This window comes from Nonomuraea sp. NPDC052265 (assembly GCF_044547985.1).
Lineage (GTDB): Bacteria > Actinomycetota > Actinomycetes > Streptosporangiales > Streptosporangiaceae > Nonomuraea.
This window is the reverse complement of the sequence record NZ_JBIUBJ010000040.1, coordinates 1-21,133: the sequence shown is the minus strand read 5'-3', so window position 1 is coordinate 21,133 and position 21,133 is coordinate 1. Positions and strand designations below refer to the sequence as shown.

The following is a 21,133-nucleotide window of genomic DNA, read 5'->3' as shown; positions in this document are numbered from 1 at the left end:
GAGGTGCCGGTCGGCTGCGGGGCCGGATGGGCGTCCTCCTTCAAGAGCGGAAGCGTTGGGCTGGGCCGGGTGACAGGGACCGGTGACCAGGTGGCCCGCTGCCGAGGACCGACGCCCTCCGCGCTGCCTTCTCAACTGGCTAAAGACCAGGCCGAAGAGTTGAGTTAGGACATCGGAGCCAGCGGATTTTGCGCACGCTTTGCTGCTCGTCTCACGTCGACACCGATGCCGTTGCTACCGGTTGTGCTTGAGAAGGGCCTGGTAGAGGGCGTTTTCGGCGCGCTGACGGCGCTTGAGCGCGGTGCAGTAGAGCAGGCCGCGGCGCCGGCAGTAGGAGCTGAGCGAGACGTCCTCCAGCCGCGTGAACCCGATGAGTTCCGCCTCCAGTTCAGTGATGACCCCGTCGGCGACCGCCTGAGCCAGGAGCAGGTCGGGGTGACCGGCCGGATAGGCGAGCGGATGCTGCCGCTCGTCGGGGCGGTCGATGAGATCGGGATCGGCCAGCAGGCCGGGCCGCTCCGAAGCGTAGGCGCGCAGAACTGTGAACTGGGCGAGCCGCGACAGCCGCAGTACCGGGTGCGACCAGGCCAGCTTCACCCGAGTCAGGGCCTCGATGTAGGCGGCCAGCACTTCGGCTTCCAGGTCCTCCCGATCGGCGCGGGCAAGGCGGCCAGACTGCCCGGGGTAGATCTTGTCGGTGAGCGTGGTGGCGAGGCGGCGCAGCATTGGGATGGCGAGTGCGACGGCGGCGACCATCCATGCTCCTCGGTGGGTGCGGGCCTGGTCGATGAGGTGCCGCCAGACGTGGTCGCGGGTGGTACGCGAGCAGGACGGGTGCAGCAGGATCGCCCGCAGTTCGTTCATCGGAATCGGCCGGGCGGGGAGCCCCTGCCCGAGTGCGGCGCCGTCGACTGACAGCGGGGACGGGCCGCGCATGAGCAGGTTGAAGGCGTGCTCGGCCACGTCCAGCGCCAGCGAGCTGGCCAGGCCGGAGACGGGAAGGTCTGTAACGGACCGGCAGGAGGTGCCGGACAGGTCGCCGAGATCGGAGGGGAACAGCTGGAGGGCCGTGTTGTTGGCGGTCGAGCTGGCGATGTCCGAAGACAGGCGGATCGAAGAAGGCTGAGACATGGCGACGCTCCCGGAAGACGAGATCGGTTCGGACGTCGCCATCCCGCCAAAGGCCCTGGGCAAGAACCGGGCAGGAAATGATCAGACTTCGGGCACAGCAAAGATCAAGTCTGTTTTGGATCATGTCGCCGAACTAAGGATGACCTGCGAAGACGTAAGGAAGTGGCGCATTTGCGCGCTGGCCGGCACGAGGTCGCACTCCGCGCCTCTTGCGTCCGAAAAGCGGCGTGACCTGCGGTAACGGGATGGGGGCGAAACTCCTAGGTCAAGCTTGAGTCAAGCGGGCGGTCCCGAGCCTGGTCCCGTAGCTCGGCGGTAAGCGCCGTTGAGGACATGGCAGGCCATCGGCTGCTCAGAGATCCACGCCTGCGCTGTCTGGACGGTTGGGGAGGGCGATGGGCGCGCTGGTGCGGAGCATGCGAGCCTCGGCCATGGCGCTGGAGATGACGGCAGAGACGGCGTCAGCGGCGCGGCGTCCCGCCAGCTCCTGGATCTCCCGGGGAGGGTCGCGGTCATCGATGATGAAGAGGGTTTCGTTGTGGGCGGCATGGGTGCGCACATGCCAACCGAGCTGACGTCCGGCCGCTCGCGCTGCTCGCCGAATGTCGGCAAGCTCTCCCAGTTCGGCGACCGCCTCTTGGTCGAGTATGAGCTGGCCATAGAAGCCGCGGTACTCCGGCTTGAGACCGGCAGCCATCATCGCCTTGATCCGGTCGACGAGCTTCACGAAGCGGCGCTGGGCCAGTTCGTCCTTCCGGCTCGACACGCGAACCACCTCCCGCTGACACGGCCTGGGCCCGTGTCTTCTCAGCGTAGGCCGACGCTGCCCAGCAACGGTGGTCAACCCAGGTGAAAGCTGAGGACAGGCAGTGTCCGAGATATGTACAGGGCCTGGACGGAAACGCTGTGACCTGCGAAAACGTATCTGGGTAGCGGTGTGCTTGTCGGCCACGGCAGGACATAAAGATGCCGGCCCGGCAAGGAAAGGGGCCAGGCCGGCACACCACCGAGCGGGCCAGAGCTACATCAGTGTCCGACCCATATGCCGCATCATTATTTGCATGATCAAATGAACGCAGAAGGGGAACTGCCTCATGGGCGTGCGGAACGTGCGCCTTCGGGTCCGTGGCTGCCTCGATGGCTGGCAAGTGCCTCCGATGAGGAAACATCGCCCGCAAGCTGTGGACGGATCCGCAGGGGAGACCGAGCCGAGGAGGTCGCGAGTGCTGGACGGTAGCGGCCGACATTGCCGGACCTTTGCTTGACGGCCCGTCCTAACTCCGGCCATCAGTCCGGTATTTGGTTAAGTGACAGGGACCGCTGACCCGGTACTCGGGCCACACCCAGATGACTGAACCGGCCATCACCACCACCTCCACCACCGCCAACTCTTCGTCCACGTCCACAACGACCAGCAATCCCTTCCGCGAACTCTGTATGAGCCGCGAGGCCCAGGCCCCTTCACGGGGACATCTGCCGCTGACCGTTTGGCTGGCGGCAGCCGACACCGAATCCATCGCCGCCTGCGCGGCGGGCTGCTGCCATCCGGTCAGCGGCCCGCTGGCCCGTCACCTCATAGCGACCTGCGCTCGATTGGGCGAGACGGTGGTCCATCTCGGCGCTGGCGATCACCAGCTGGTCTCGGCCGCGTTGACGGCGGGCTGCCTGCCGGTGGCCGTCTTCACCGACGCGGCTCGTGCGGACGTGACCTGGACTCGTCTCGCGCACACCCACACCGCCCACGACCTGGAGGTCACCGATCTACGCATCACTGAACACAAGGACTATGAGGCGCCGCTGGCCGATCTCACCAGGAGCGCAGGGCTGGTGGTGACGGAGCAGATCTGCGACCAGTCGGGCCGGTGCCTGGGCCAGTCAAGCTCGCACGATGAGGCCAGGGCGCACGGCATCGCGGCGGCGGCGAGACTGGTGAAGCCGGACGGGCATCTGGCTGTGGTGACCGGCCTGCATAGCCAAGGCGATGTGGCCGACCCGATGCCCGAGATCATCACCCAAGCTCGGAGCGTGGGGCTGGTGTATCTGCAACACATCGTCGCCCTGCGGCACTCTGCTCGCGGTGAGTGCATCGAACCTGACCTCTTGCGCCGTGGCCTGGCCGCGCTGCAGGACCTGCCGCAGTGCGCCGGATTGCCGGCCAGCGCCCGGGTGCACTCGGACGTGCTGCTGTTCACGCGGCCAAGGGGGCTGCCCGAGCCGCACGGACCGCAGGCGCCGCCCGCGGGCAGCGCCAGCTCGCAGGCCGCCACCGGTTCCATCGCGCGGGCTGGGGGTGCGCGCTGATGGCCGAGGTGACAACGTCGGTGTGGGCGACCGGGCAGCAGCCCTCGCAGGTGCAGCGGCGGGGCCGGTACGTGCCGGAGTCGATGCGGCATCCGGGCAAGATGCTGCCCTCCATCGCCGCCCGCGTGATCTCCACCTACACCCGGCCGGGTGAACTGGTCGTCGACCCGATGTGCGGGATCGGCACCACTCTGGTCGAAGCCGTCCATCTCGACAGGCACGCCGCGGGCGTGGAGTACGAGGAACAATGGGCGCGCCTGGCCGTCGCGAACCTCGGCTTCGCCAAGAAGCACGGGGCGTCCGGTTTCGGGCGAGTGGTGGTCGGGGACTCTCGCAACATCGCCCGGTTGCTACCGGATCTGGCCGGGCAGGCGGCGCTGGTGCTGACCTCCCCGCCGTACGGAGGGGTGACGCATGGGCACATCCGCTCCACCCGCGACACTGGAGAGCCAGGCGTGCGCAAGTGGAACCACCACTACTCGACCGACCGCGGCAACCTCGCCCACCAGCAGCTCTCGGCATTGCTGGACGGGTTCGGCCACATCCTGGCCGGCTGCGTGGAACTACTGCGTCCGGGCGGAGTTGCGGCGATCACCGTGCGGCCATACCGGGTGCGTGGCGAGCTGATCGACCTGCCCGGTCACGTCCACCAGGTGGCCGAGGGCGCCGGTCTGGTGTTCGCCGATCGGATCGTGTGCCTGCTGTGTGGCCTCGGCGATGGCCACCTGCTGAACCGGGCGTCGTTCTTCCAGCTCTATGAAGCACGCAAGGCATGGGCGCGCGGCCTGCCCATCCACGCCGTCGCGCACGAGGACCTGCTGGTGTTCCGGAGAGTCGCGAAGCCCGTGAGTTCGCAGAAGCTGCAGAGTCTTCAGCAGGAATCGACTCCGGCATCAGCTCAGTCGGATTCCAGCCTTCGAGACGGCCGCGAGCTGAAGTAGCCCGGATCATCTCGCGTCCCGGTCCTGATCCTGGCCATGGGCGTAGACCTGCGGATATCGCTTGTGTGTGCCATGAAGGTAAGCGTCGATAGCGCCACCATCAGACCGTCCCGCGCCAGACCCATATGCCTAGGGCTGTGGCCGCCCGTCCATGAACGGCGGTCCCCCCCAGCAGGGGCCGGTCGGGGCCGGGCCGGTGGCGTAGCGCTCACCGCAGCCCGCCACGGTCACAGCGGCTGCGCATCCCGCGTGGCCCACCACGGCTCCTGTTCATCAACGTCACGGAGGTCATGCATGACTAGCACCATCCCAGCCCAGCCCCAGGCGACCGAGGCCCTTGAACGGCCGGAGGTAGTCAGCCTGCTGACGGCCGGACGGCTACTCGGGATGGGCCGCACCAAGGCATATCGCCTGGCCAAAGCAGGCGAGTTCCCGTGCCGGGTGCTGCGCATCGGCGGCCGGTACGCGGTGCCGGTGCGCGGGCTGCGGGCGCTTCTTGAACCCACTACCCGAGGCGGCAACGACAGCCGCCCGGCAGGCTAGGGCGGTGACAAGTCGCCAAGGGCACCGCATTTAAGGGTCCCACGACTGGCCGGCCTTCACCTTCCCCCTGCTCTGCAACGGAAGGAGGCCCTATTAGAAGGGGATGATGCGCCTGGCAGGTGTGACCCATAGCAGGTGCTTTCTGGGAGACCCTGGGTCCGGCAGCAGCACACGCTGGGAAGGGAGCGCGCTGCTGCCGGACGTCTACGGAGATGGGCGGCCCCTCAGTCGCAGGGCCCTTGCCTCTGCGACGCCATTTCCTTGCGAGGGGCCGCCCGGCGACGATCAGGCGGACGGGGGCACCGCCGTGATCGTCACAGGGGCGGCTGACCGGGCTCCGCTTATCGGCCAGCCGTCCGGGCGTGACCGCGTCCATGCCTCCACTCGAGGCGCTCGCGGTCATCGCCCTCTCAGAAGCGCTTCGTGTCGAGCTGCACACGACTCCCGCGCTCCCGAGAGGCAGGGGATTTGCTCTCATCCCGCGCTCTCGGATGTGGCCAGATGAGGGCGCTGCATCCAGACAAGTCCGTCTTCTGGGCGGTCGCGGGTTAGCAGGGGGTTGCGCACCGGCGTGGCCGGTGTCGTTCGATGGGTGCGGATCGTGGCCCTTCCTGCCGCGTCATGGGGCGGCCGGACGCTGTCAGGTTGGTTCGTGTTGTGGTCCGAGGCAGGTGTCTTGGTTCGCGACGGGGGTTAGCACGTAGCGGATGCGCTCGGCGGCGGTGGCGATCTCACTGACCGGAGTGATCGGTTCGGCCCATGACCACCACAAGCTCCACTCGTTTCCCAGAGGCGCCGCCGAGATGACCTCGCTGAGCGAGGGGGCGTCGGGGTTGATGACCCGTAGACGCGGCAGTCGCTCGTCGTGGGTGAGCAGGCGCGCGTGCAGGCCCTGCTCCTGCAGCAGTTTTTGCAGGTCGCTGAGGTAGGTGGCGGCTTGGTCGGCTTTGCCGGGCGGGACGGGTTCGGGCATGACGGTCTCCGAGGCTGATCGACGGCAATGGGTTTCTGGCGAAGATTGCTTGTGACATGCGGCTGGATGCGTCCGGGCTAGATCGGGGCGCGGAACAGCTCTTCGACTTGCGCTGGGGTCGGGTTGAGGTCGAGATGGCACCACACCAGGCGCAGTCCGGTCAGGGGCATTAGGTAGCTGCCCCACCGGTTGCGGGATAGGGCTTCCACGATTGCCAGCCCCCGCCCACGCTCGGCGTCCAGGCTCGGTGTCTGCAGCGGAATCCTCGACGGCTCTGAGCAGGACGATCCGGGATCGGTCACCGTCAGCCGCAGGTAGTCCCGCCCCTGACACAGCCTGAGCGCGATTGCGTCCTGACGGCCTTCGGCATCACCGCCGCAGTCACGACCGTCATCGCCGCTGCCGCTGGAGGTGTCGGCGTACTTCACCGCATTGGTGACCAGTTCCGAGGCCGCCAGAACCGTGATCTCCTGCGCTGGATGCTCGGGCGCCAGCCAGACGCTGACAGCTTTCCGGGCCAGATGAGGGGCCCGATCGCTGTGCGCCAGATGGGCTGTGCCGATTACCTGGAGCTGGGGGAGTGAAATGTAGTAGATCAACGAATCCGCCTCGCTAATCCTCGATCAACAGCCAGGCCGCTTATGTGAATAATGGGATCGGCCAAGTGCACGCACGATCATCTTCCGCGTGTGGCTGGCTGTGATACGCCGAGCTGGCCTGAAGAGACCTTCCCAGAAATCCCCAGCCTGAGGGGTGGATTGCAAAGCACTTTCCCGACACGAACCAGGTGTGCTACTACACATTCGGCGTGCGTTTCTCGTGTGCCGTGAGGAAGGGAGCATCCTGCATTGCGAGACATCGATCCGGAACCCGCGTTGAAAGCCCCAAGGGCGGAATTTGGTGTTTATCTTCGTGAATACCGCATAGTGGCTGAGAGGCGGCAAAAGGAACTTGCCGCAATGCTCGGCTGGTCTGTCTCGAAGATCAGCATGGTCGAGCGCGGGGAACGTCCGGCCGACGAGGAATTCGCCCGCGCCGCCGACACTGCACTGGGAGCCGACGGCGGACTGCTGGCCCGCTGGCGGGAGACCGTCGAGCATGCCGGCCGGTGGCCGATCTGGCTGGCTCAACTCGTCGAGATCGAACAGCGGGCGGACATGCTTCGCGCCTGGGAGCCGCTGATTATCCCTGGCATACTTCAGACCGAGCAGTACGCCCGAGCCATTTTCCGAGGCAGGCCGAGAACCACTCCCGACCTCGTCGAGCAAAGCGTCGCCGCACGGATGGATCGCCAGCGCATCCTGGAGCGGGAAAACGGTCCTACGCTATGGGCGGTGCTGGACGAGGGGGTCCTCATCCGGCCCATCGGTAGTGAGGCGGTCATGAACGAGCAACTCACGCACTTGGCCGCGATGGATGATCATCCGCGCGTTCACATTCATGTCCTTCCCCACAATGCGTGGCTGACGACCGGCCTGCAAGGTGCCTTCATGCTTGCCAGCGGACCAGAGATGCCCGATACGGCCTATATTGAGTCAATCACCCTGAGCCAGATCACCGCCGACTCCGATCGCGTTCTGGACGTCAAGTCGAGGTATGAGATGTTGCATGGTGATGCCCTTCCCCGCAGGGCGTCACTCCGATTGATCGAGGAGAAAGCCAAGCGATGGAAGTGACCAACGAGGATCTGGGCCGCGCTGCTTGGCGCAAGGCCGCACACTCTGGCGACAACGGCAATTGCCTGGAGGTTGCACCGCTACCCGGAGGCCGGGTCGGCATCCGCGACACTGAAGCCCCCGACCAGGCTCCCTACGTCGTCTCAGCATCGGTTTGGGCTGCGTTCATCGATGGCGCCAAGAAGGGCGAATTCGACTTCTGACGATTACCGACGTTGGAATCGACTGGGGCTCGCTGGCGGCGAGCTCCTGTCCCTGTTGCCGGGTAGGGCGATCGACCCCTTCCACCAAGATCAATAGGTTAGCGCCTACCGCTTGACGCCGAAGGCGCTCGCGAGGTCGGCGACGAACTGGAAGCGCTCCCCAGTTGAATTGCCGATCCATGTCACCGTGTACGGCGACCAGCTGACCTTCCGCAAGCCGCCGAAAACTGCTCCTGTTCGCCCATCCGCTCGGAGGTTGGGTCCATGCTGAGCTGCCGCGATACGTGAGTACGCCATCCCGCTGGACTTGACAGCGCGGCTGAAGGTGAGCGTCTATAGCCCGTGCCTCAGCCGGTCCGGGGATCATCGCCATGCGGGTGATCGCGGGACCGTACGTCCACCAGGACACCTGACGGGCCAAGGTCAGATCAGATCGCTGGAGGAAAGATGTACGTCTTGGGCAAGCTCGCCCACTCCCGCACCACCCCTGGGCCGATCGACTGGCTGAACGCCCGGCCTGACAACCGCGGGGCCAGCCGGATCTGTAGAGTCGGCGAGCTCCGTCGACGCGTACTCCTACATGGCAGTGTGAATCGCCCAATCGGCACTCCATGTGGGCTCCTCCACCACGCCAACACCATGCATGAGCTGGACAGTGTCCGCCGGGTAGACCTCAAAGTCCGGTGTACCGTACGCCATTCGGTCCCCGCAGGCAGCAGTCGCCCAAGCACCTGCGTTCCGAACCGGGGTATTGGCCGATGACCAGGCATGATGAGCTGCTGACCGTTCCTCAGGTCCTCAAAGAGCTGGGCGGCGTGTCCCGCCGCACCTTCTACCGCTGGCGTCAGATTGGCCGCGCACCAGTCTGCGTCCAACTGCCCAACCTCGAACTCCGCATCTGGCGGAGCGACCTCATGGCCTGGCTCGACTCACGACGGGAGTCGAGGTGAACACCACTTACGACGTGAAGCTAGGCCAGATCCAGCGGCGCTTCAACAACAGTACGCCCGCCTACATCGCCCGCTGGCGAGTAGCCGGCAAGGAAAGGTCGAAGAGCTTCCGGACCAAGGGGCTGGCCTACGCCTTCATGTCCGACCTACGGCAGGCGACCAAGGTAGGGGAGGAGTTCGACCTCGGCACCGGCCTGCCTGTGTCGAAGTGCGCGCGGCGATCCTCCGGGCCATCGTTCCTCCAGTTCGCTCAGGCGTATGTCCTGCGACGCTGGAACTCGACGGCACCTCGAACCCGAGAGACAGACGCGTACGCACTGCTCTCTCTCATCCCCGTGCTGGTCACCGACGCGCCGTACCGTCCTGCCGATGAGGAGCTCAGGGAGGTTCTCCGAATTCATGTGCTGCTCCCAGAGAAGCGGCGGGCCCACCTGACAGCGGCACAGGCCGTGGCTTTGAGTTGGTTGGAGAGGAACTCTCTGGCGCTGACTGCCTTCGAAGAAGCGCAGGTTCTACGCACGGCCCTCGACGCCATCTCGATCAGCTTCTCCGGCGCACCCGCTGCAGCAAACTCGGTCCGTCGTAAGCGTGCCATCCTGCATCACCTGCTGGAGCATGCAGTCGAGGAGCAACTGTTCAACAGAAACCCGCTGGACAAGATCAAGAGGAGGACGCCCAAATCCGTAACGCTCGTTGACCCCCGTACGGTGGTCAACCCCACCCAGGCACGGCAACTCCTCGAGGCAGTGCCGAAAGTAGGCCGCAGGCGCGGCCCTCGGCTCAAGGCTCTCTTCGCATGCGTGTACTACGCCGCGCTCCGGCCGGAGGAAGCGGCGGACCTACGGCTGGCCAACTGCACGTTGCCGGACGCGGGCTGGGGCCTGATCGTCTTGGAAAGGGCGCGGCCCCAGGGGACGAAGCGCTGGACCAACTCCGGCGAGACCCACGAGTCGCGCAACCTGAAGCACCGCGCGGACAAGGAAACACGAGAGATCCCCATCCCGCCCATCCTGGTTGCCATGCTTCGCGAGCACATCGCCGCGTATGCCACCGCTGAGGACGGCAGAGTCTTCCACACGGGTACCGGTGGCACCTACTCCAGTTCGGCATACTCCTACGTCTGGCAGGAAGCTCGCAAACTCGCGCTCACCCCGGCACAGTTCGCCTCATCTTTGGCTGCTCGACCGTACGACCTGCGGCACGCTGCAGTTTCGCTGTGGTTGAACGCGGGCGTTCCGGCCGTCGAGGTGGCCAAGCGCGCCGGTCATGGCGTGGATGTACTGCTGCGGGTCTACGCGAAATGCGTGGACGGTCAGCGAGAGCACTTCAATGACAAGATCAACGACGCTCTGACCGAGTAGCCTGCATGGATCTGCTTACGGCCCCGGCCCGGCCGGGGCCATTCACTCCCTGCCTTGCGCCTTATCGTGGCGTTCCACCACGGTACGCAACGCTCTCCCTGGGTGATTCGGTCTGTCGGCTCCTTGCTCGGTCATGGCAAGACGGACAGGAATTCAATGCCGCTGCTCGTTGGGCCGGTCCATGCGCATAGGTGCCATGAAGTGCAGGCGGATACCGTCCGGGAGTCGATCGAAGTGGCGTCGTCGCCGCGCTGATGAGGCGATCGGCGGTTTCGGTCTTCGATCGGCCATATACGTGGGAGTCGATCACTTGGGTCGGCCGGAAGGCCGCGTCGATGCTCCGTCCGTGTCGAGAACGATGGGCCTGAGTTGACGAATGAACTCGGCGGCGTCCCTTTGCGGATCTCTGTTCGACGGCGTCTCGGCAAGTGTCACGGTGAGCATGCTGCTGCCGTCCCGCGCCCATGCCCATCCCGCGGTCTCGTATTTCACCCCGGAATCCATGAGGGTGAAGGTGTATCCGGGCCCGGAATCTGCGGGCAGATCGACTCCGTCGCTGGACGCCTTGATTCGCTCAATATCCTTCAGCGGGAGCGGTGACGTGTTGTCAATCTCGAACCTGAGGCGATAGCCGCTGCCGCTCCGGGGATTGGTGTAGATGTAACAGGAGTCGAGGTGCTTGCCATCCTCGGACATGTACTTCTGGACGGTGAAGTCACTGAGGCCGGTGGCGCGTTCGATGGACTGCTTCGAGACCAAGCCGCATACCTTGGGAGCGGCGGTGACATCGCCGAGTGGCCGCGTGTCCGGTGCGGGCGACGGGGGCGATGGCGGAGAGCCCGAGCAGGCAGTCAGCAGGCCCGCCGCAAGAAGTAATGCTGCGGGTGGTAACAGGTTTCTCGTGCTGAAGGAGGGTCGACTCATGGGGGGCCTCTGCTGTAGATCAGGAGTCTCGGGTTATGGCGGAATCTGCGCCGTAGAAGATGCGTTTCGTCTCTTTGGTCAGATAAAGCCATTCACGGTAAGCTCTTCTTTGGTCTACATTCATCTGATCCTTTGGTATGATTTTCCCGTTTATCAGGAAGTCGCCATGAGAACCTTTCGGGTATTGTTTGGAAGCATATGGGTGGGTTGGTGCTGGCGCCGATCCGTCGCCGAAAAGACCGTGGCGCATCATGGCTGCCGCAGTGGCATCACGGAACATGATTCCTGCGTCTTCGATCGCGTTCCCGGCCGCTACCTTCGCCTTGTCCTCTGATTTGGACGTGAACTGTCCATAGATGTGTTCCTTTGCCTGGCCCACTAGCAGCCCGACGAACTTGCCCTGCGGTCCCGGGGTCAGGTCGATGATCTTCGTGACCATGTTCTTGTACATCGCGTACCGCTCGTCGTTCTTCCTGGCTTCCTCGATCTTGGCGATGTTCCCGGCATCAGTGATCGCGTACGTTGTCTCGCTGAGGTCGTTCACCATGCCCTGGAACTGAAAAGATCCGCCGCCGCTGCTCATCGTGTTCTCGAGGATCTCCTGTCGCTTGTCGTCGATCTGTTCCTTGGTCGCGCCAGGGTGCGACTTGTGCCATGCCGCGAACTTGCTTCTTACCTCCGCGGCCAGTTCGGACGCTGTCTCGTCCAGGACCTGCACCGAGTACTGCGCGTGGGCCGCCGCCACGGTCTTGAACGCCTCGTTGTCATTGAACGCCCACGTCATGGCCTTCTTGAGCTCGTCCTTGTTGAGGACGGCGCCATAGGGCTGTATGCCGGAGAGGGACTTGTCCGGGTCGTAGGCGGCGTCCACGCCGTATTCCTTGGTCGCCGGCGCCTGATTGGCCCGGTGAACGTCACTGATGTAGTTCGCATAGAGGGAAGCGGCCCAGGTCCGGGTGTTCGGCAGGTTCTGCTGCACCTTCTCCTCGGCCCAGTAATGGCTGGCCCATGACGCGATGAGCGCGGACTTGTATCCGCTCGACTGCTCCCGGGGCATGCCATGGTCCCGGAACTTCGTCGCAGCCTCGAAAAGGGCCTCGCCGAGCAACTTGTCGCTCCCCGCTGCCCACCGCCGGTCACGCATCAGGTAGGCCAGCGGCCTGCGCTGGGGGTCGGCGAAGAAGTCCTGGCCAACCTTCGGATGATGGATCAGAGCATTCAGCACCGCGCTCATGGGGCTCTGGTCAGGGCCGGGCCGCACCTTGTTCGTGCCGGAAAGCGGCAACTCCGGCTCGATGGCCCGTGCCTGGGGATGGGCCACGTCGTAGTCGTAGACCCGCTTCACCACGTTGAGCAGGAACGCGTGGTCGAACGTCCCCTCGCCGAGGAGCTTGCCGATGGCGAACGCGCTTTGCGGGTCGCCCAGATCCTTGAGCAGTTCATCGGCGTACTTGTCAGGCAGCTTCCGGGCCCTGGAGGCGGTCCCCAAGATGGTGCTGAACAGGTCGGCGACCTTCTTCTCGGTGCCCAGGTCCTTGTCGTCCGGGCGGCCGGTGGGAGGAAGATCTGTCCTGAACATGCGGGAGATCAGTCGCTTGAGCTCAGCAGGCGGGAGTTCCTTGGCGAACGCGGCCGCGAAGAGGGGATCGTTCTTGTGTTTTTCGAGTTCGGCGACTGTCTTGGCGTCGAGGTTCCCGGCTTTGGCCTGCGCCCGGATTCTGGCCGCCAGGGTCTGGGCGGCGGCGGCGCCTTCCGCGGTGCTGGACTGCCAGTCCGCGCCGTCCGCCCACATCATGCCCTCGCGGTCGAGCCCCACGTCAGGGGTGGCGAGAATCAGGTCCAGGCGACCTTGAAGGTCCGGCGGCTTCGCGCTCATCTGGTCGGCGACCAAGCGCAGCGCGGGGGAGGCCCAGAGCTCGACTCCGAGACGACCGAGCGCGCTTTCGACCTGGCGGCTCGATTCCCGGAACTCAGGGCCCGTGCGCTTGAGCATGGCGATGAGCTTGGTCATGAGCTCGGGGTTGATGCCCACCTGAGGACTCATCGAGACACCTCGGACGCGGGGAGGTTGTGGAGAGTGTCCAGGGCCGCCCGGAAGTAGTTCTTGGTCTCGCGTTCCCACTGACGCATATCGGCGGAGAGTTTGTCGCCCTCCGGTCCTTTCAGCGCGCCACCCTCGGCAAGGCGGATGAGCTCGCGTAAATCCGCCTCGCACTGATCGGAAAGACGCTCGATCTGCCGGCGGGCGGTCTCCACCTCATCTTTCGTCGGCATGACGGCCTGACCCAGGAGAGACGACTAGACGCTTGAATGCTAACCCTGGGTGGCGCAATAGGGATGAGTCCGACCAAGTGGATATCACTCGAACCTGGCAGCCCTGGCCGTACGTACAACGTGGGAAGTGGCTGTGGCATGAGGAGGCCGCGGATTGAGCGCCTGCCGAAACTCCGTCCGTGCAGTCCGGGCGGCATGCAAGTATTCGAAGGGCATCGCGAGCCGCCCTCGTCGGCACGGGGTTAGGTTGGCGATGTCCGCCGGGGCGGTGATGGGATCCAGGACAGCGTGTCGAAGGCCGCCTACGCCAGGGAATGATGGGCTCTAGGCTCGTTGTAGGAGATTCCTCGCTACTGCCACGGGCATCCGGTGGGGTACGCGGCGGATCGCCGCGATGAAGTTGAATGATGGTGTTCCGGGAGCGACCCCGTCATGGGCCTGGGGGAGCGGGCCGAAGGCGTAGAGATTTTATCCGTGACCGCAATGCCAAATACACTGCGGTCTTCACCGAGGCGTCACGCCGATTGGTTCGCGACAAAAGTGTCACCAATGTCCTGTGTCATGGCGTGAAGCGGCGGCGGAGAGCTCTGAAAGCCACCCGCGCAGAACGTGTGCGCAAGAGAAGTGCGATGAGCACCAGACAGACTCCTGCCACGGTGGCAAGGAGCCATGGTTGATCGGTCCCCAGGACCTGCAGGAGCGCAAGGGCGATGCCGGCGGGGACAGTGACGAGGGTGAATACGACTACGGCGCTGTTGACGTGCCGGTTCTCGTCGTCGCGGGTGAGCCGGTTGAAGTCGCTGATCTCGGTGAGCATCTGCTCGAACCGTTCCCGGAGCGCGTGCTGGCGCTGATAGGCGGTCAGCAGGCGGTTAGGTGTGCCGTGTGGGGTAAGGTGCTGCGCCCACAGCTGATGGCGGAAGAAGCTGACTTCGCGTTCGAGCCCGGCCATCGTCGCAGACAGCGCGGAATCGAGTGCGGCGGCCATGCGCTTCTCCAGATGGGTGAGCCCCTGCTTCTGCAGCATGCCGAGCAGGACGGCGTCCAGGTAGATCGAGCGCAGGTACAGCTCCGCGTAGCAGTAGAACGGGTCGTCCTGCCCTCGGTCGGAACGGACGCCGACTACTCCCATCCCATCTCGCAGGACGATGGCCTGCCAGTCGCTGGAGAGCCGGATGATCTCGTTGTCTGCAGGTTCGAGGTTCTTCGGGTCAGGAGGGTAGTCGGCCAGGTTAGTCCGGGAAGCGAGAGCCCACAGCCACTGGCAGACGGGTGGCCAGCGCCAGTAGCGAGGCTGCCGGTACAGGCGCGGCAGGCCGTTCCGTGCTGAGGTGATGAAAGTGATGGTGAAGGGGCGGACACCTGGCTCGATCGTGACCTGTCCGCCGACTAGCTCTTGCGGGTCGAAATCGGCGGGTAGGGCGTCTCTGCGCCGGGCCAGGGCGCGTAGCAGCGCAATGGGGGTTCCCTGCCTGAGCCGCAGGTGGATCGCCACCAGCCCGCAAGCGTCCGGCTCGTCGGTCACGCGGAGGGCTTCGATGCCGGCGATCTCGCCGTGGGCGGTGAGGCGGCGAGATGCGTCGTGCCAGCGTCTGGCGTGTGCCGCGTCACCGTACAGCACGCGGGCCGCCTTGGCGCTGTAGTACTCACTGCGGGCTTCGGCGGTGGAGCGGACCTGGCCATGCTGGAGGACCAGCGGTCCCGGCTCCCACGCAGGTGCGGCAGGGAAGCGGGCCTCATAGACGACGATCAGGGTCTGACGTACCAGCCGGGTCACTGGTAGTAGTCCTCGATCTCCGGGAGGTCCAAGCGGATGACGTAGCAGGCATGTTCTGAGTCCTCCGGGGTCTTCAGGAACCGCACTCGTTCGCCGGTCCGGATGGTCCGGAACCCCTCGGTCACAATGTCGGCGTACATGAAGGAGTGGTGTGTGCCCGTGTCGGCGTCACGGACGATGTAGGTGCCCTGGCGCCCGCCTTGCCCGCTGCCGTGCGGCATGCGATCGACGATGTAGCCGAACCGCTGCCCATCGCTCTCAGCGAGCCCTTCACCGCTCATCACAGCTCCTCGACGCAACGAAAGCCGACCGCGTTGCTACATCCCCGCCGCCGCGCCAGGCCCTTGGAGGAAGTCTGCAGTGCCCGATAGGGGTTGTCATAGGAGCCGCCGCAGATGACCACCTCGTTCAAATCTTCCAGTACGGTGCCGGTGATCTCCCAGACGTTTCCGGCCATCTCCCGGATACCGAACGGGGAGACATTGCCGGGATGCGCGTCGACCGGACTGGGCATGCCCTGGCTCAGCCTCCCGAGATCGAGTTCCTCCCGCCACGCCTCGTAGGTGATCAGTGCACGCCCGCTCCAGGAGTCCGCGCTGCTGACGATGTCAAGATCGATCTCGTCACCCCAGGGAAACAGCCGGCCGTCGGTCCCGCGGGCGGCGGCTTCCCATTCCAGAGAGGTGGGCAGGCGCTTGCCCTCAAAGCGGGCAAAGGCGTAGGCGCTCCAGTAGTTGATGCAGACCGCCGGATGATCCTCGTATGCCGGGTCGGTGAAGTACTCCTGAACCTTGAGGCGTTCCTGCCAAGGCTCGTGGGAGAACTCTTCGGGTTTGTCCGGGTGGTCCCACTGCCGTGAACCGTACCGGCGGACCGCCTCCAGGAAGCGGTTGTAGCGGCCGACCGTAACGGGAAAACGATCGAAGCGGACGGTCTGCCTGACGCGCTTGAGCATCAAGTGATGGCTCGGTCCGACCAGGTAGACACCGGCCGGCAGGACACAGTCGTCCGCCGAAGCCTCCTGCTGGCCCCTGCGATGGAGAAACTCGCGAACCTGCTCAGTCAGACGCGAGGCCATCCCGAGGGACGCTTCTCGATTGGCCGCATCGCGGAGGAACTCTGCAGCCAGCAGCTCCTGGTAAGCACTGTGGGCGAAGGAGACCGCAGAGGGACCCGCGAGCCGGAACAAGGCCCGCAGCCGGAAGGCGTCGTAGGTGAGCCGCCCGCCGTCGAACAACTCGATACCCAGATCATTGACGAGGTCGACGAAGGTGAAGACCGTACGGCCGTGTAGGAAGGCCAGCCCGAAATACGCTGTGATCGACGGCAGAGCGGACCTCAGCCCCGCCGAGTCACCGACTCGGGTGATGTGCTGCCAGGCCAGCTCGGCCAGGTGCGGGAGACGCCGGTCAGGGGCGAGATTTAGATCCTCAGCCAGCCGTACTTCCAGGGGCGAGGCGGCGTCGGTGGCATCATGCAGGCGCAACGCCGAAAAGCGCGGCACGAGCAGCGGGTTCACGCCCTGCGCGTGAAGCTGCTGAACCAGTTTCTCCGACACCAGTGAAGTGCCGTCCAGCAGCCGCCGCACCTGGGGAGAGTCCTCCAGGAAGGAGACCCGGGAGGTGGTGATGACCGCCGACTCCGCCGACAGGACCTGGGCGATCTCGGTGAACAGCTCCAGGAATCCTGCCTGGGTCGTCGACGGCACCGCCTCATCGATGCCGTCCAGCGCGCAGAGCACCGAGCCGGAACGGGCGAAGTAGTGGAACACCTCGAAAACGTACGCACTCTCCACGGCCATGTACGGCGTGAGGACGCGCGTGACGAACTCGCGGAAGGCCTCGTCCGGCCGCTTGAGGCTCATGTCGAAGTAGAAGCGGTACCGCCGTCGGCTCGCCGCGACCGAGCGGGCAACCAACTGCTTGAGCAGCGTCGTCTTGCCGCTGCCCGATCGGCCGACGATGAGCAGGTTCCCGCCCGAAGCCGCCACCTCGTCCAGCAACTGGTCGGCCGCACCTACCCGGGAGATCCGCTGCTCGCCCGTTCGCTCGTCGGTGGTAAGCAGATCACCGGAGAGGGACAGTCGCCCCGCGTCCAGCAGTTGCGGGTAGGCGCCGACGATATCTGCCAGATGCCGGTCCAGGTCGACAAATGCGTCCATGAACCGGTCGTAGGCCAGCACCCGGTAGTCGCCACCCAGCGGGCTCGGCACCTGGCTAATGCCGTTCTCCTCCAGGATCAGGAAGCGAGTGAGCTTGGGCAGCCGAGTCTGCAGCAGTTCGCCATCGGTGGTCTCCAGGACCTGGACCACATCATCGACGTTCCTGCTCAGCAGCAACTCGACATACTCGCTGCGCAGTCCTCGCTCACGAAAAAACAGCTGGTAAACCGTGTTGCGGGAGAGCTCGAACCGCTTGACCGGCTGGAAACCCAGCGTGAGGTACAGCCCCGCGAGAAACTCAGCCTTGGCGGCCACCTCGGGGGCAAGCTTGGGCACGTCCCCACTCAGGACGCCGCTGCCGGTGCTGCTGAACCACGCCAGCACGCTTAGCAGCCGGCGGACAGCAGTGAGCCCGTCCTCCTCGGCTATCTCGTACCCGTCATGGGCGGACCTGTTCCGCAGCCGCTGGATGTCGCGGAGGGAGTCCAGGACGGTGCTGCTGCGGATGTACGGCTGCGCCCCCTTGATCAGCTCGCTCAGCGCCTTTCCGCCGGGGTCACCGGGTACGTTGTGGTGCCGCCAGAGCTGCTTGAGGATCCGTTCGGTGATCTTCCCGACCAGGGCGATGGCGTTCTCGGGATAGCCGTCGCCGAGCGACTTGATCGGGCGCTCGAAGTCCAGACCGAGATGCCGGGCGACCCTGGAATGATCATCCAGCTCGTTCTTCAACTGGAACAAGCGAGTGTCGAACTCAACGCTCACGCTGCCGTCACCCCTTCGTCCCGAGAATGAAGGCGAACCGATCCAGGAAATGGACCTCGGGACCGGGATGCTCGCGGCGGATCTCGGAAATCCCGGCCTCGATCTCGGCGTCGCTGAAGCTGGACAGCAGTGACATGTACCGGTCGCGGACCATCCGCGTGTAGCGCTCGACGGTGAACGTTAGCGGGAAGGCACTGTAGGTCAGCTCGGCCTGAAGAGCGCTGCAATCCATCGCAGCGGCGACGTCTTCCGGGTCGGGTTGCCGTTCCCGAAAGAGCGTCAGCGCTGCCTCGAACAACGGGTAGTCGATGGTCGTCGGAAGCATGACGACGAGGATCCGCCCGCCCGGCCTCAAAAGGCGGGCCAGGCCGGCGAGGACCTGAGGCGGATCTGCAACGTGGTGAAGCACCTCCTTGAGGAGGATCGCGTCGTAGCCGTCATAAGGAGGCGTGATCCGGCCTCCGGCGAGGTCTTCGGCTCCCGCGCACAGCGGGATCAAACGCTCGTCGGTGGGGAGTTGCTCCAGCATCGCTGGGGAGGGATCGGCGCAGACCACCGTGTCGGCATGCTCGCCCAGACCGCGGGAGTAGAGGCCAGTCCCGCACCCGAGATCCAACATCAGATCGCTAGAGCCGACACTCAACCGGCCGAGGATGCCATCGGTCATCCACCGGATGAACTCCGGACTGTAGGCCCAGTTCTCGTCGTACCTGTCCGCCAGGCGATCGTAGTGAGCCCGCGTGACATCTCTCCCCACGAGACGTTCCCTCCAAGCCGAGGCACCAGGGCAAGACTCAGCATCCGACGGGCGGCAACGTCAGTCAAGGAACGGCCGATTTCCGTAAGAGGTTCAGCCAATGATGTCGGAAATCTTCCCCGCCATCTCAGCTGCTGGCCTCGCGCGGATCAGATCCCGGATGCAGCGAATCACGCTGTCAAGCCGAGGAGATCAGCCAACGTTCTGGAATGCGTGGGAAGCGTTCACACTAGCGAATGCTCGATCGTCGCTGAGGTGACCGGGAATACATTCGCCCACCGGCGGCGGTGGACCAGCTGCGACAACGCTGCCAGCCAGAGCTGGTCGGCGTGACCCCACCGCAGCCGCCACCGAGCTGGCGACGGAGCAGTTGGTTCTCATGACGAAGCGCCAGCAGCTCAACATCCTTGGACAGTTCAGAGCGGGCCAGCACTGTGAGCAGGTTGAATGGGTACCTCACCAACCGGTGGACAAGCCAAAACAGCACCTCCCGATGGTCGCAGTCGCGACCCTAATCGCAGAGCGAAACCCCAGCTCACACAGCACGAAACCATGCTTTCGAGTGGGATACGTGATGTCTGGGTACGGCTTGCCATCTGGAGCCCGGCCGCCCCGGCCAGGGTTTGCACGAAGCACTCGCCGTGCCACCCCTGGTGGTTGCGCCACTCGAAGTGCCAGTCGCCGTTCAGCACAACCCTCCTGGACCACCGCCCCTGCGAGATCTTCCGCAACCGCCGCCGCTTGTCAAGACTTGCGGAAGCGCCGGAACCCGGGGGTATAGTCAGTATCGGGATCAAGGAGCCTACCTTCTCAAAGAGATGCTTGTTATCGCATCCTGGGCATTCCCTCTGATCCGACTTCCCCGTGACGTGTCGCACGTCCCTCTATTGAGTTAGAGCTGCAGTTCATATCCGTCAACTTCGTCCTTTACGCAGCTCATTGCACACGTTCGGCATATATGACCACCGCCTGTGGTGGTGTCAACGCTGCCCGCCTCAAGTCGCGACATGTACGAAAGGCATAACGATGGTGCGTAAATTCACCCGCCGGTTCGATGCTCAGGCGCCGCGCAACCCCGACGCCGAGCTCTACGACACTCACGTTCCCAAGTCGAACTCCTGGGGCACGGCCTACACCGTCCCTGGCGCCAGGCCGAGGTCAGCCTTCCACCTCTCCCTCGAGTGCGAGGCCCTGTGGAGGACACTGGAATTGGTCGAGAGCCTCGGACAGGAACTCGACCTCGTTCCGGTCGGGCTTGCACATGCCCGCCAGACCCTCACGGCGTGCCCCATGTGCGCGCGACGCCACGACGGCCATTTCGAGTACCGACTGTGCGACGTGCGGCTCGGCTCGAAATGGCTCCCCACCGGGGTGGTGCTCGAATGGCGCCAAGGGACGGACGGAGACTGGCATGGCGTCGTGGTCATCCGCCGCGGCAGCGGAAGCGGGTCATACGCGGTGACGAAGCCAAGGGTCGACCTCCAGGAGCGCACCACGTCATCCGCATCGTGAATCACTCCTCAGAGCTGGCCCGGGTAGCTGCGATGCTCAGGAATGTCAACGATGGCCGAATCCTGGGTTTGGCACGAATTCCGCGAAGGGGCGGGCTTCTCCACATGCGCCAGCGGTCAGCAAGATGGGTTGCCTTAGGTGCGCCGCGGGTGGCGCCTTCGGCGTAGCTGCCAGCGCGGTTGCGGCAGATGATCTGGACGCCGGGGCGGTCGGGCAGCAGTTGGCCAGCGCGTCGGCGGAGCGTCCGTCGAGTATGTCGATGGGCCGCCGGGTGGTGATGTCGATCAGGATGGTGCCGTAGCGGTGGCCCCCGCGTAGCGCGAAGTCGTCCACTCCGAGCACCTGCGGCCCTGCCTGCAGAGCGGGCTCGGGCAGGCCGCGGATGATCCGGATCAAGGTCATTCGGCTCACCGCCGTGGACAGTCGGTCGGTGAGCCGGGCGCCGGCTCGGCCGCCGAGCGCCAGCGCAATCACTCGTAACGTTTGCAGCAGGGCGGTGCTGTGCCTTGATCGGCCTGCGGGTGCCGGGCCGGTCCGGGCGCCGCCTATCGATGAAGGTCCACTACGCGCCACCAGGTAGCGGTGCCAGCGCAGGATCGTCGCTAGGGTCACCAGAAATACTTCCACCCACCGGCGGCGGTGGATCAGTCGTGACAACGCGGCCAGCCTGAGCCGGTCGGCGTGACCCCACCGCGGCTGGCCACCGCGCTGGCGGCGGGTACCGGGTTCTCGTGGCGGAGCACCAGCAGCTCAACGTCCTCGGACAGATCAGAGCGGACCAGCACCGTCAGGCCTGTGTTCCGCGTAATTCAGCGTCCTAGAGTCACGAATCTGGGGTCTGACCTGTGCGGACATGGGTGAGGGCGCCTGAGAGGCGTTTCTCTAGG

General features: G+C 65.0%; 21 protein-coding genes. 9 read left to right on the top strand and 12 right to left on the bottom strand.

Going from position 1 to position 21,133, the window contains the following annotated elements; all coding sequences use genetic code 11:
- Window positions 1-234 precede the first annotated feature (234 nt).
- Window positions 235-1,131: a hypothetical protein gene (locus ACIHAD_RS47180; RefSeq protein WP_397361414.1), complete on the bottom strand. Its 897-nt coding sequence runs from the start codon at window positions 1,129-1,131 to the stop codon at window positions 235-237.
- Here ACIHAD_RS47180 and ACIHAD_RS47175 point away from each other — a divergent pair.
- Window positions 1,130-1,372 (top strand): hypothetical protein, encoded by a 243-nt coding sequence (locus ACIHAD_RS47175; RefSeq protein WP_397361413.1) that lies wholly within the window; start codon window positions 1,130-1,132, stop codon window positions 1,370-1,372. The genes ACIHAD_RS47180 and ACIHAD_RS47175 overlap by 2 nt on opposite strands.
- 111 nt (window positions 1,373-1,483) lie before the next feature.
- Here ACIHAD_RS47175 and ACIHAD_RS47170 read toward each other — a convergent pair whose 3' ends face one another.
- Window positions 1,484-1,897, bottom strand: a complete 414-nt coding sequence (locus tag ACIHAD_RS47170) for a hypothetical protein (RefSeq protein ID WP_397361411.1) — start codon at window positions 1,895-1,897, stop codon at window positions 1,484-1,486.
- Between the two features lie 581 nt (window positions 1,898-2,478).
- On the opposite strand from ACIHAD_RS47170, the gene ACIHAD_RS47165 reads away from it, so the two are divergent.
- The 3 genes from ACIHAD_RS47165 to ACIHAD_RS47155 all read left to right on the top strand — a co-directional run bounded on the left by ACIHAD_RS47165 (window position 2,479) and on the right by ACIHAD_RS47155 (window position 4,916).
- Window positions 2,479-3,432, top strand: coding sequence for a hypothetical protein (locus ACIHAD_RS47165; RefSeq protein ID WP_397361410.1), 954 nt, complete (start codon window positions 2,479-2,481; stop codon window positions 3,430-3,432).
- Window positions 3,432-4,373, top strand: coding sequence for a TRM11 family SAM-dependent methyltransferase (locus tag ACIHAD_RS47160; protein WP_397361409.1), 942 nt, complete (start codon window positions 3,432-3,434; stop codon window positions 4,371-4,373). The genes ACIHAD_RS47165 and ACIHAD_RS47160 overlap by 1 nt, the downstream gene beginning before the upstream one ends.
- Window positions 4,374-4,667: 294 nt before the next feature.
- Entirely contained in the window at window positions 4,668-4,916 is a 249-nt protein-coding gene (locus ACIHAD_RS47155) for a helix-turn-helix transcriptional regulator (RefSeq protein WP_397361407.1), read from the top strand.
- Between the two features lie 640 nt (window positions 4,917-5,556).
- Here the strand turns inward: ACIHAD_RS47155 and ACIHAD_RS47150 are convergent.
- Both ACIHAD_RS47150 and ACIHAD_RS47145 read right to left on the bottom strand, forming a co-directional pair.
- Complete coding sequence (locus ACIHAD_RS47150; RefSeq protein ID WP_397361406.1) at window positions 5,557-5,889, bottom strand: hypothetical protein; 333 nt, start codon at window positions 5,887-5,889, stop codon at window positions 5,557-5,559.
- 77 nt (window positions 5,890-5,966) lie between these two features.
- Window positions 5,967-6,488: an ATP-binding protein gene (locus ACIHAD_RS47145; protein ID WP_397361405.1), complete on the bottom strand. Its 522-nt coding sequence runs from the start codon at window positions 6,486-6,488 to the stop codon at window positions 5,967-5,969.
- Between the two features lie 249 nt (window positions 6,489-6,737).
- On the opposite strand from ACIHAD_RS47145, the gene ACIHAD_RS47140 reads away from it, so the two are divergent.
- The 4 genes from ACIHAD_RS47140 (at window position 6,738) to ACIHAD_RS47125 (ending at window position 10,079) form a co-directional block, all read left to right on the top strand.
- A complete protein-coding gene (locus tag ACIHAD_RS47140) occupies window positions 6,738-7,565 on the top strand; it encodes a helix-turn-helix domain-containing protein (RefSeq protein ID WP_397361404.1) in 828 nt (275 codons plus the stop codon).
- On the top strand, window positions 7,556-7,768 hold the full coding sequence (locus ACIHAD_RS47135; protein ID WP_364084332.1) for a DUF397 domain-containing protein: 213 nt from the start codon (window positions 7,556-7,558) through the stop codon (window positions 7,766-7,768). The genes ACIHAD_RS47140 and ACIHAD_RS47135 overlap by 10 nt, the downstream gene beginning before the upstream one ends.
- Before the next feature lie 758 nt (window positions 7,769-8,526).
- The gene (locus ACIHAD_RS47130) at window positions 8,527-8,718 is read left to right on the top strand and encodes a helix-turn-helix domain-containing protein (protein ID WP_364084329.1); all 192 of its coding nucleotides are present in this window, start codon (window positions 8,527-8,529) and stop codon (window positions 8,716-8,718) included.
- Complete coding sequence (locus ACIHAD_RS47125) at window positions 8,715-10,079, top strand: tyrosine-type recombinase/integrase (RefSeq protein ID WP_397361403.1); 1,365 nt, start codon at window positions 8,715-8,717, stop codon at window positions 10,077-10,079. Before ACIHAD_RS47130 ends, ACIHAD_RS47125 begins: the two co-directional genes overlap by 4 nt.
- Before the next feature lie 306 nt (window positions 10,080-10,385).
- On the opposite strand, the gene ACIHAD_RS47120 is transcribed toward ACIHAD_RS47125, so the two are convergent.
- The 7 genes from ACIHAD_RS47120 to ACIHAD_RS47090 all read right to left on the bottom strand — a co-directional run bounded on the left by ACIHAD_RS47120 (window position 10,386) and on the right by ACIHAD_RS47090 (window position 18,644).
- Window positions 10,386-10,838 (bottom strand): hypothetical protein, encoded by a 453-nt coding sequence (locus ACIHAD_RS47120; RefSeq protein ID WP_397361402.1) that lies wholly within the window; start codon window positions 10,836-10,838, stop codon window positions 10,386-10,388.
- Between the two features lie 184 nt (window positions 10,839-11,022).
- Window positions 11,023-13,035, bottom strand: coding sequence for a hypothetical protein (locus tag ACIHAD_RS47115; RefSeq protein WP_397361401.1), 2,013 nt, complete (start codon window positions 13,033-13,035; stop codon window positions 11,023-11,025).
- An 8-nt stretch (window positions 13,036-13,043) separates the two neighbouring features.
- Complete coding sequence (locus ACIHAD_RS47110; RefSeq protein WP_364084317.1) at window positions 13,044-13,277, bottom strand: hypothetical protein; 234 nt, start codon at window positions 13,275-13,277, stop codon at window positions 13,044-13,046.
- 559 nt (window positions 13,278-13,836) lie between these two features.
- Window positions 13,837-15,054, bottom strand: coding sequence for a hypothetical protein (locus ACIHAD_RS47105; RefSeq protein WP_397361400.1), 1,218 nt, complete (start codon window positions 15,052-15,054; stop codon window positions 13,837-13,839).
- Window positions 15,051-15,335, bottom strand: coding sequence for a hypothetical protein (locus ACIHAD_RS47100; RefSeq protein WP_397361399.1), 285 nt, complete (start codon window positions 15,333-15,335; stop codon window positions 15,051-15,053). The genes ACIHAD_RS47105 and ACIHAD_RS47100 overlap by 4 nt, the downstream gene beginning before the upstream one ends.
- Entirely contained in the window at window positions 15,335-17,977 is a 2,643-nt protein-coding gene (locus ACIHAD_RS47095; protein WP_397361398.1) for an SUMF1/EgtB/PvdO family nonheme iron enzyme, read from the bottom strand. The genes ACIHAD_RS47100 and ACIHAD_RS47095 overlap by 1 nt, the downstream gene beginning before the upstream one ends.
- 7 nt (window positions 17,978-17,984) lie before the next feature.
- A complete protein-coding gene (locus ACIHAD_RS47090) occupies window positions 17,985-18,644 on the bottom strand; it encodes a class I SAM-dependent methyltransferase (RefSeq protein WP_397361397.1) in 660 nt (219 codons plus the stop codon).
- Between the two features lie 1,116 nt (window positions 18,645-19,760).
- Between ACIHAD_RS47090 and ACIHAD_RS47085 the strand changes: the two genes are divergently transcribed.
- Window positions 19,761-20,246, top strand: a complete 486-nt coding sequence (locus ACIHAD_RS47085) for a hypothetical protein (RefSeq protein WP_397361395.1) — start codon at window positions 19,761-19,763, stop codon at window positions 20,244-20,246.
- A gap of 45 nt (window positions 20,247-20,291) precedes the next feature.
- Here the strand turns inward: ACIHAD_RS47085 and ACIHAD_RS47080 are convergent, their stop codons facing one another.
- Window positions 20,292-20,903: a hypothetical protein gene (locus ACIHAD_RS47080; RefSeq protein ID WP_397361394.1), complete on the bottom strand. Its 612-nt coding sequence runs from the start codon at window positions 20,901-20,903 to the stop codon at window positions 20,292-20,294.
- Window positions 20,904-21,133 lie beyond the last annotated feature (230 nt).

Coding starts and splice junctions, on each gene's coding strand:
- ACIHAD_RS47150 (WP_397361406.1), bottom strand. CDS start 5,889: ATGCCCGAACCCGTCCCGCCCGGCAAAGCCGACCAAGCCGCCACCTAC.
- ACIHAD_RS47165 (WP_397361410.1), top strand. CDS start 2,479: ATGACTGAACCGGCCATCACCACCACCTCCACCACCGCCAACTCTTCG.
- ACIHAD_RS47160 (WP_397361409.1), top strand. CDS start 3,432: ATGGCCGAGGTGACAACGTCGGTGTGGGCGACCGGGCAGCAGCCCTCG.
- ACIHAD_RS47090 (WP_397361397.1), bottom strand. CDS start 18,644: ATGACCGATGGCATCCTCGGCCGGTTGAGTGTCGGCTCTAGCGATCTG.
- ACIHAD_RS47110 (WP_364084317.1), bottom strand. CDS start 13,277: ATGCCGACGAAAGATGAGGTGGAGACCGCCCGCCGGCAGATCGAGCGT.
- ACIHAD_RS47135 (WP_364084332.1), top strand. CDS start 7,556: ATGGAAGTGACCAACGAGGATCTGGGCCGCGCTGCTTGGCGCAAGGCC.
- ACIHAD_RS47085 (WP_397361395.1), top strand. CDS start 19,761: ATGGTGCGTAAATTCACCCGCCGGTTCGATGCTCAGGCGCCGCGCAAC.
- ACIHAD_RS47155 (WP_397361407.1), top strand. CDS start 4,668: ATGACTAGCACCATCCCAGCCCAGCCCCAGGCGACCGAGGCCCTTGAA.
- ACIHAD_RS47130 (WP_364084329.1), top strand. CDS start 8,527: ATGACCAGGCATGATGAGCTGCTGACCGTTCCTCAGGTCCTCAAAGAG.
- ACIHAD_RS47100 (WP_397361399.1), bottom strand. CDS start 15,335: ATGAGCGGTGAAGGGCTCGCTGAGAGCGATGGGCAGCGGTTCGGCTAC.
- ACIHAD_RS47180 (WP_397361414.1), bottom strand. CDS start 1,131: ATGTCTCAGCCTTCTTCGATCCGCCTGTCTTCGGACATCGCCAGCTCG.
- ACIHAD_RS47175 (WP_397361413.1), top strand. CDS start 1,130: ATGGCGACGCTCCCGGAAGACGAGATCGGTTCGGACGTCGCCATCCCG.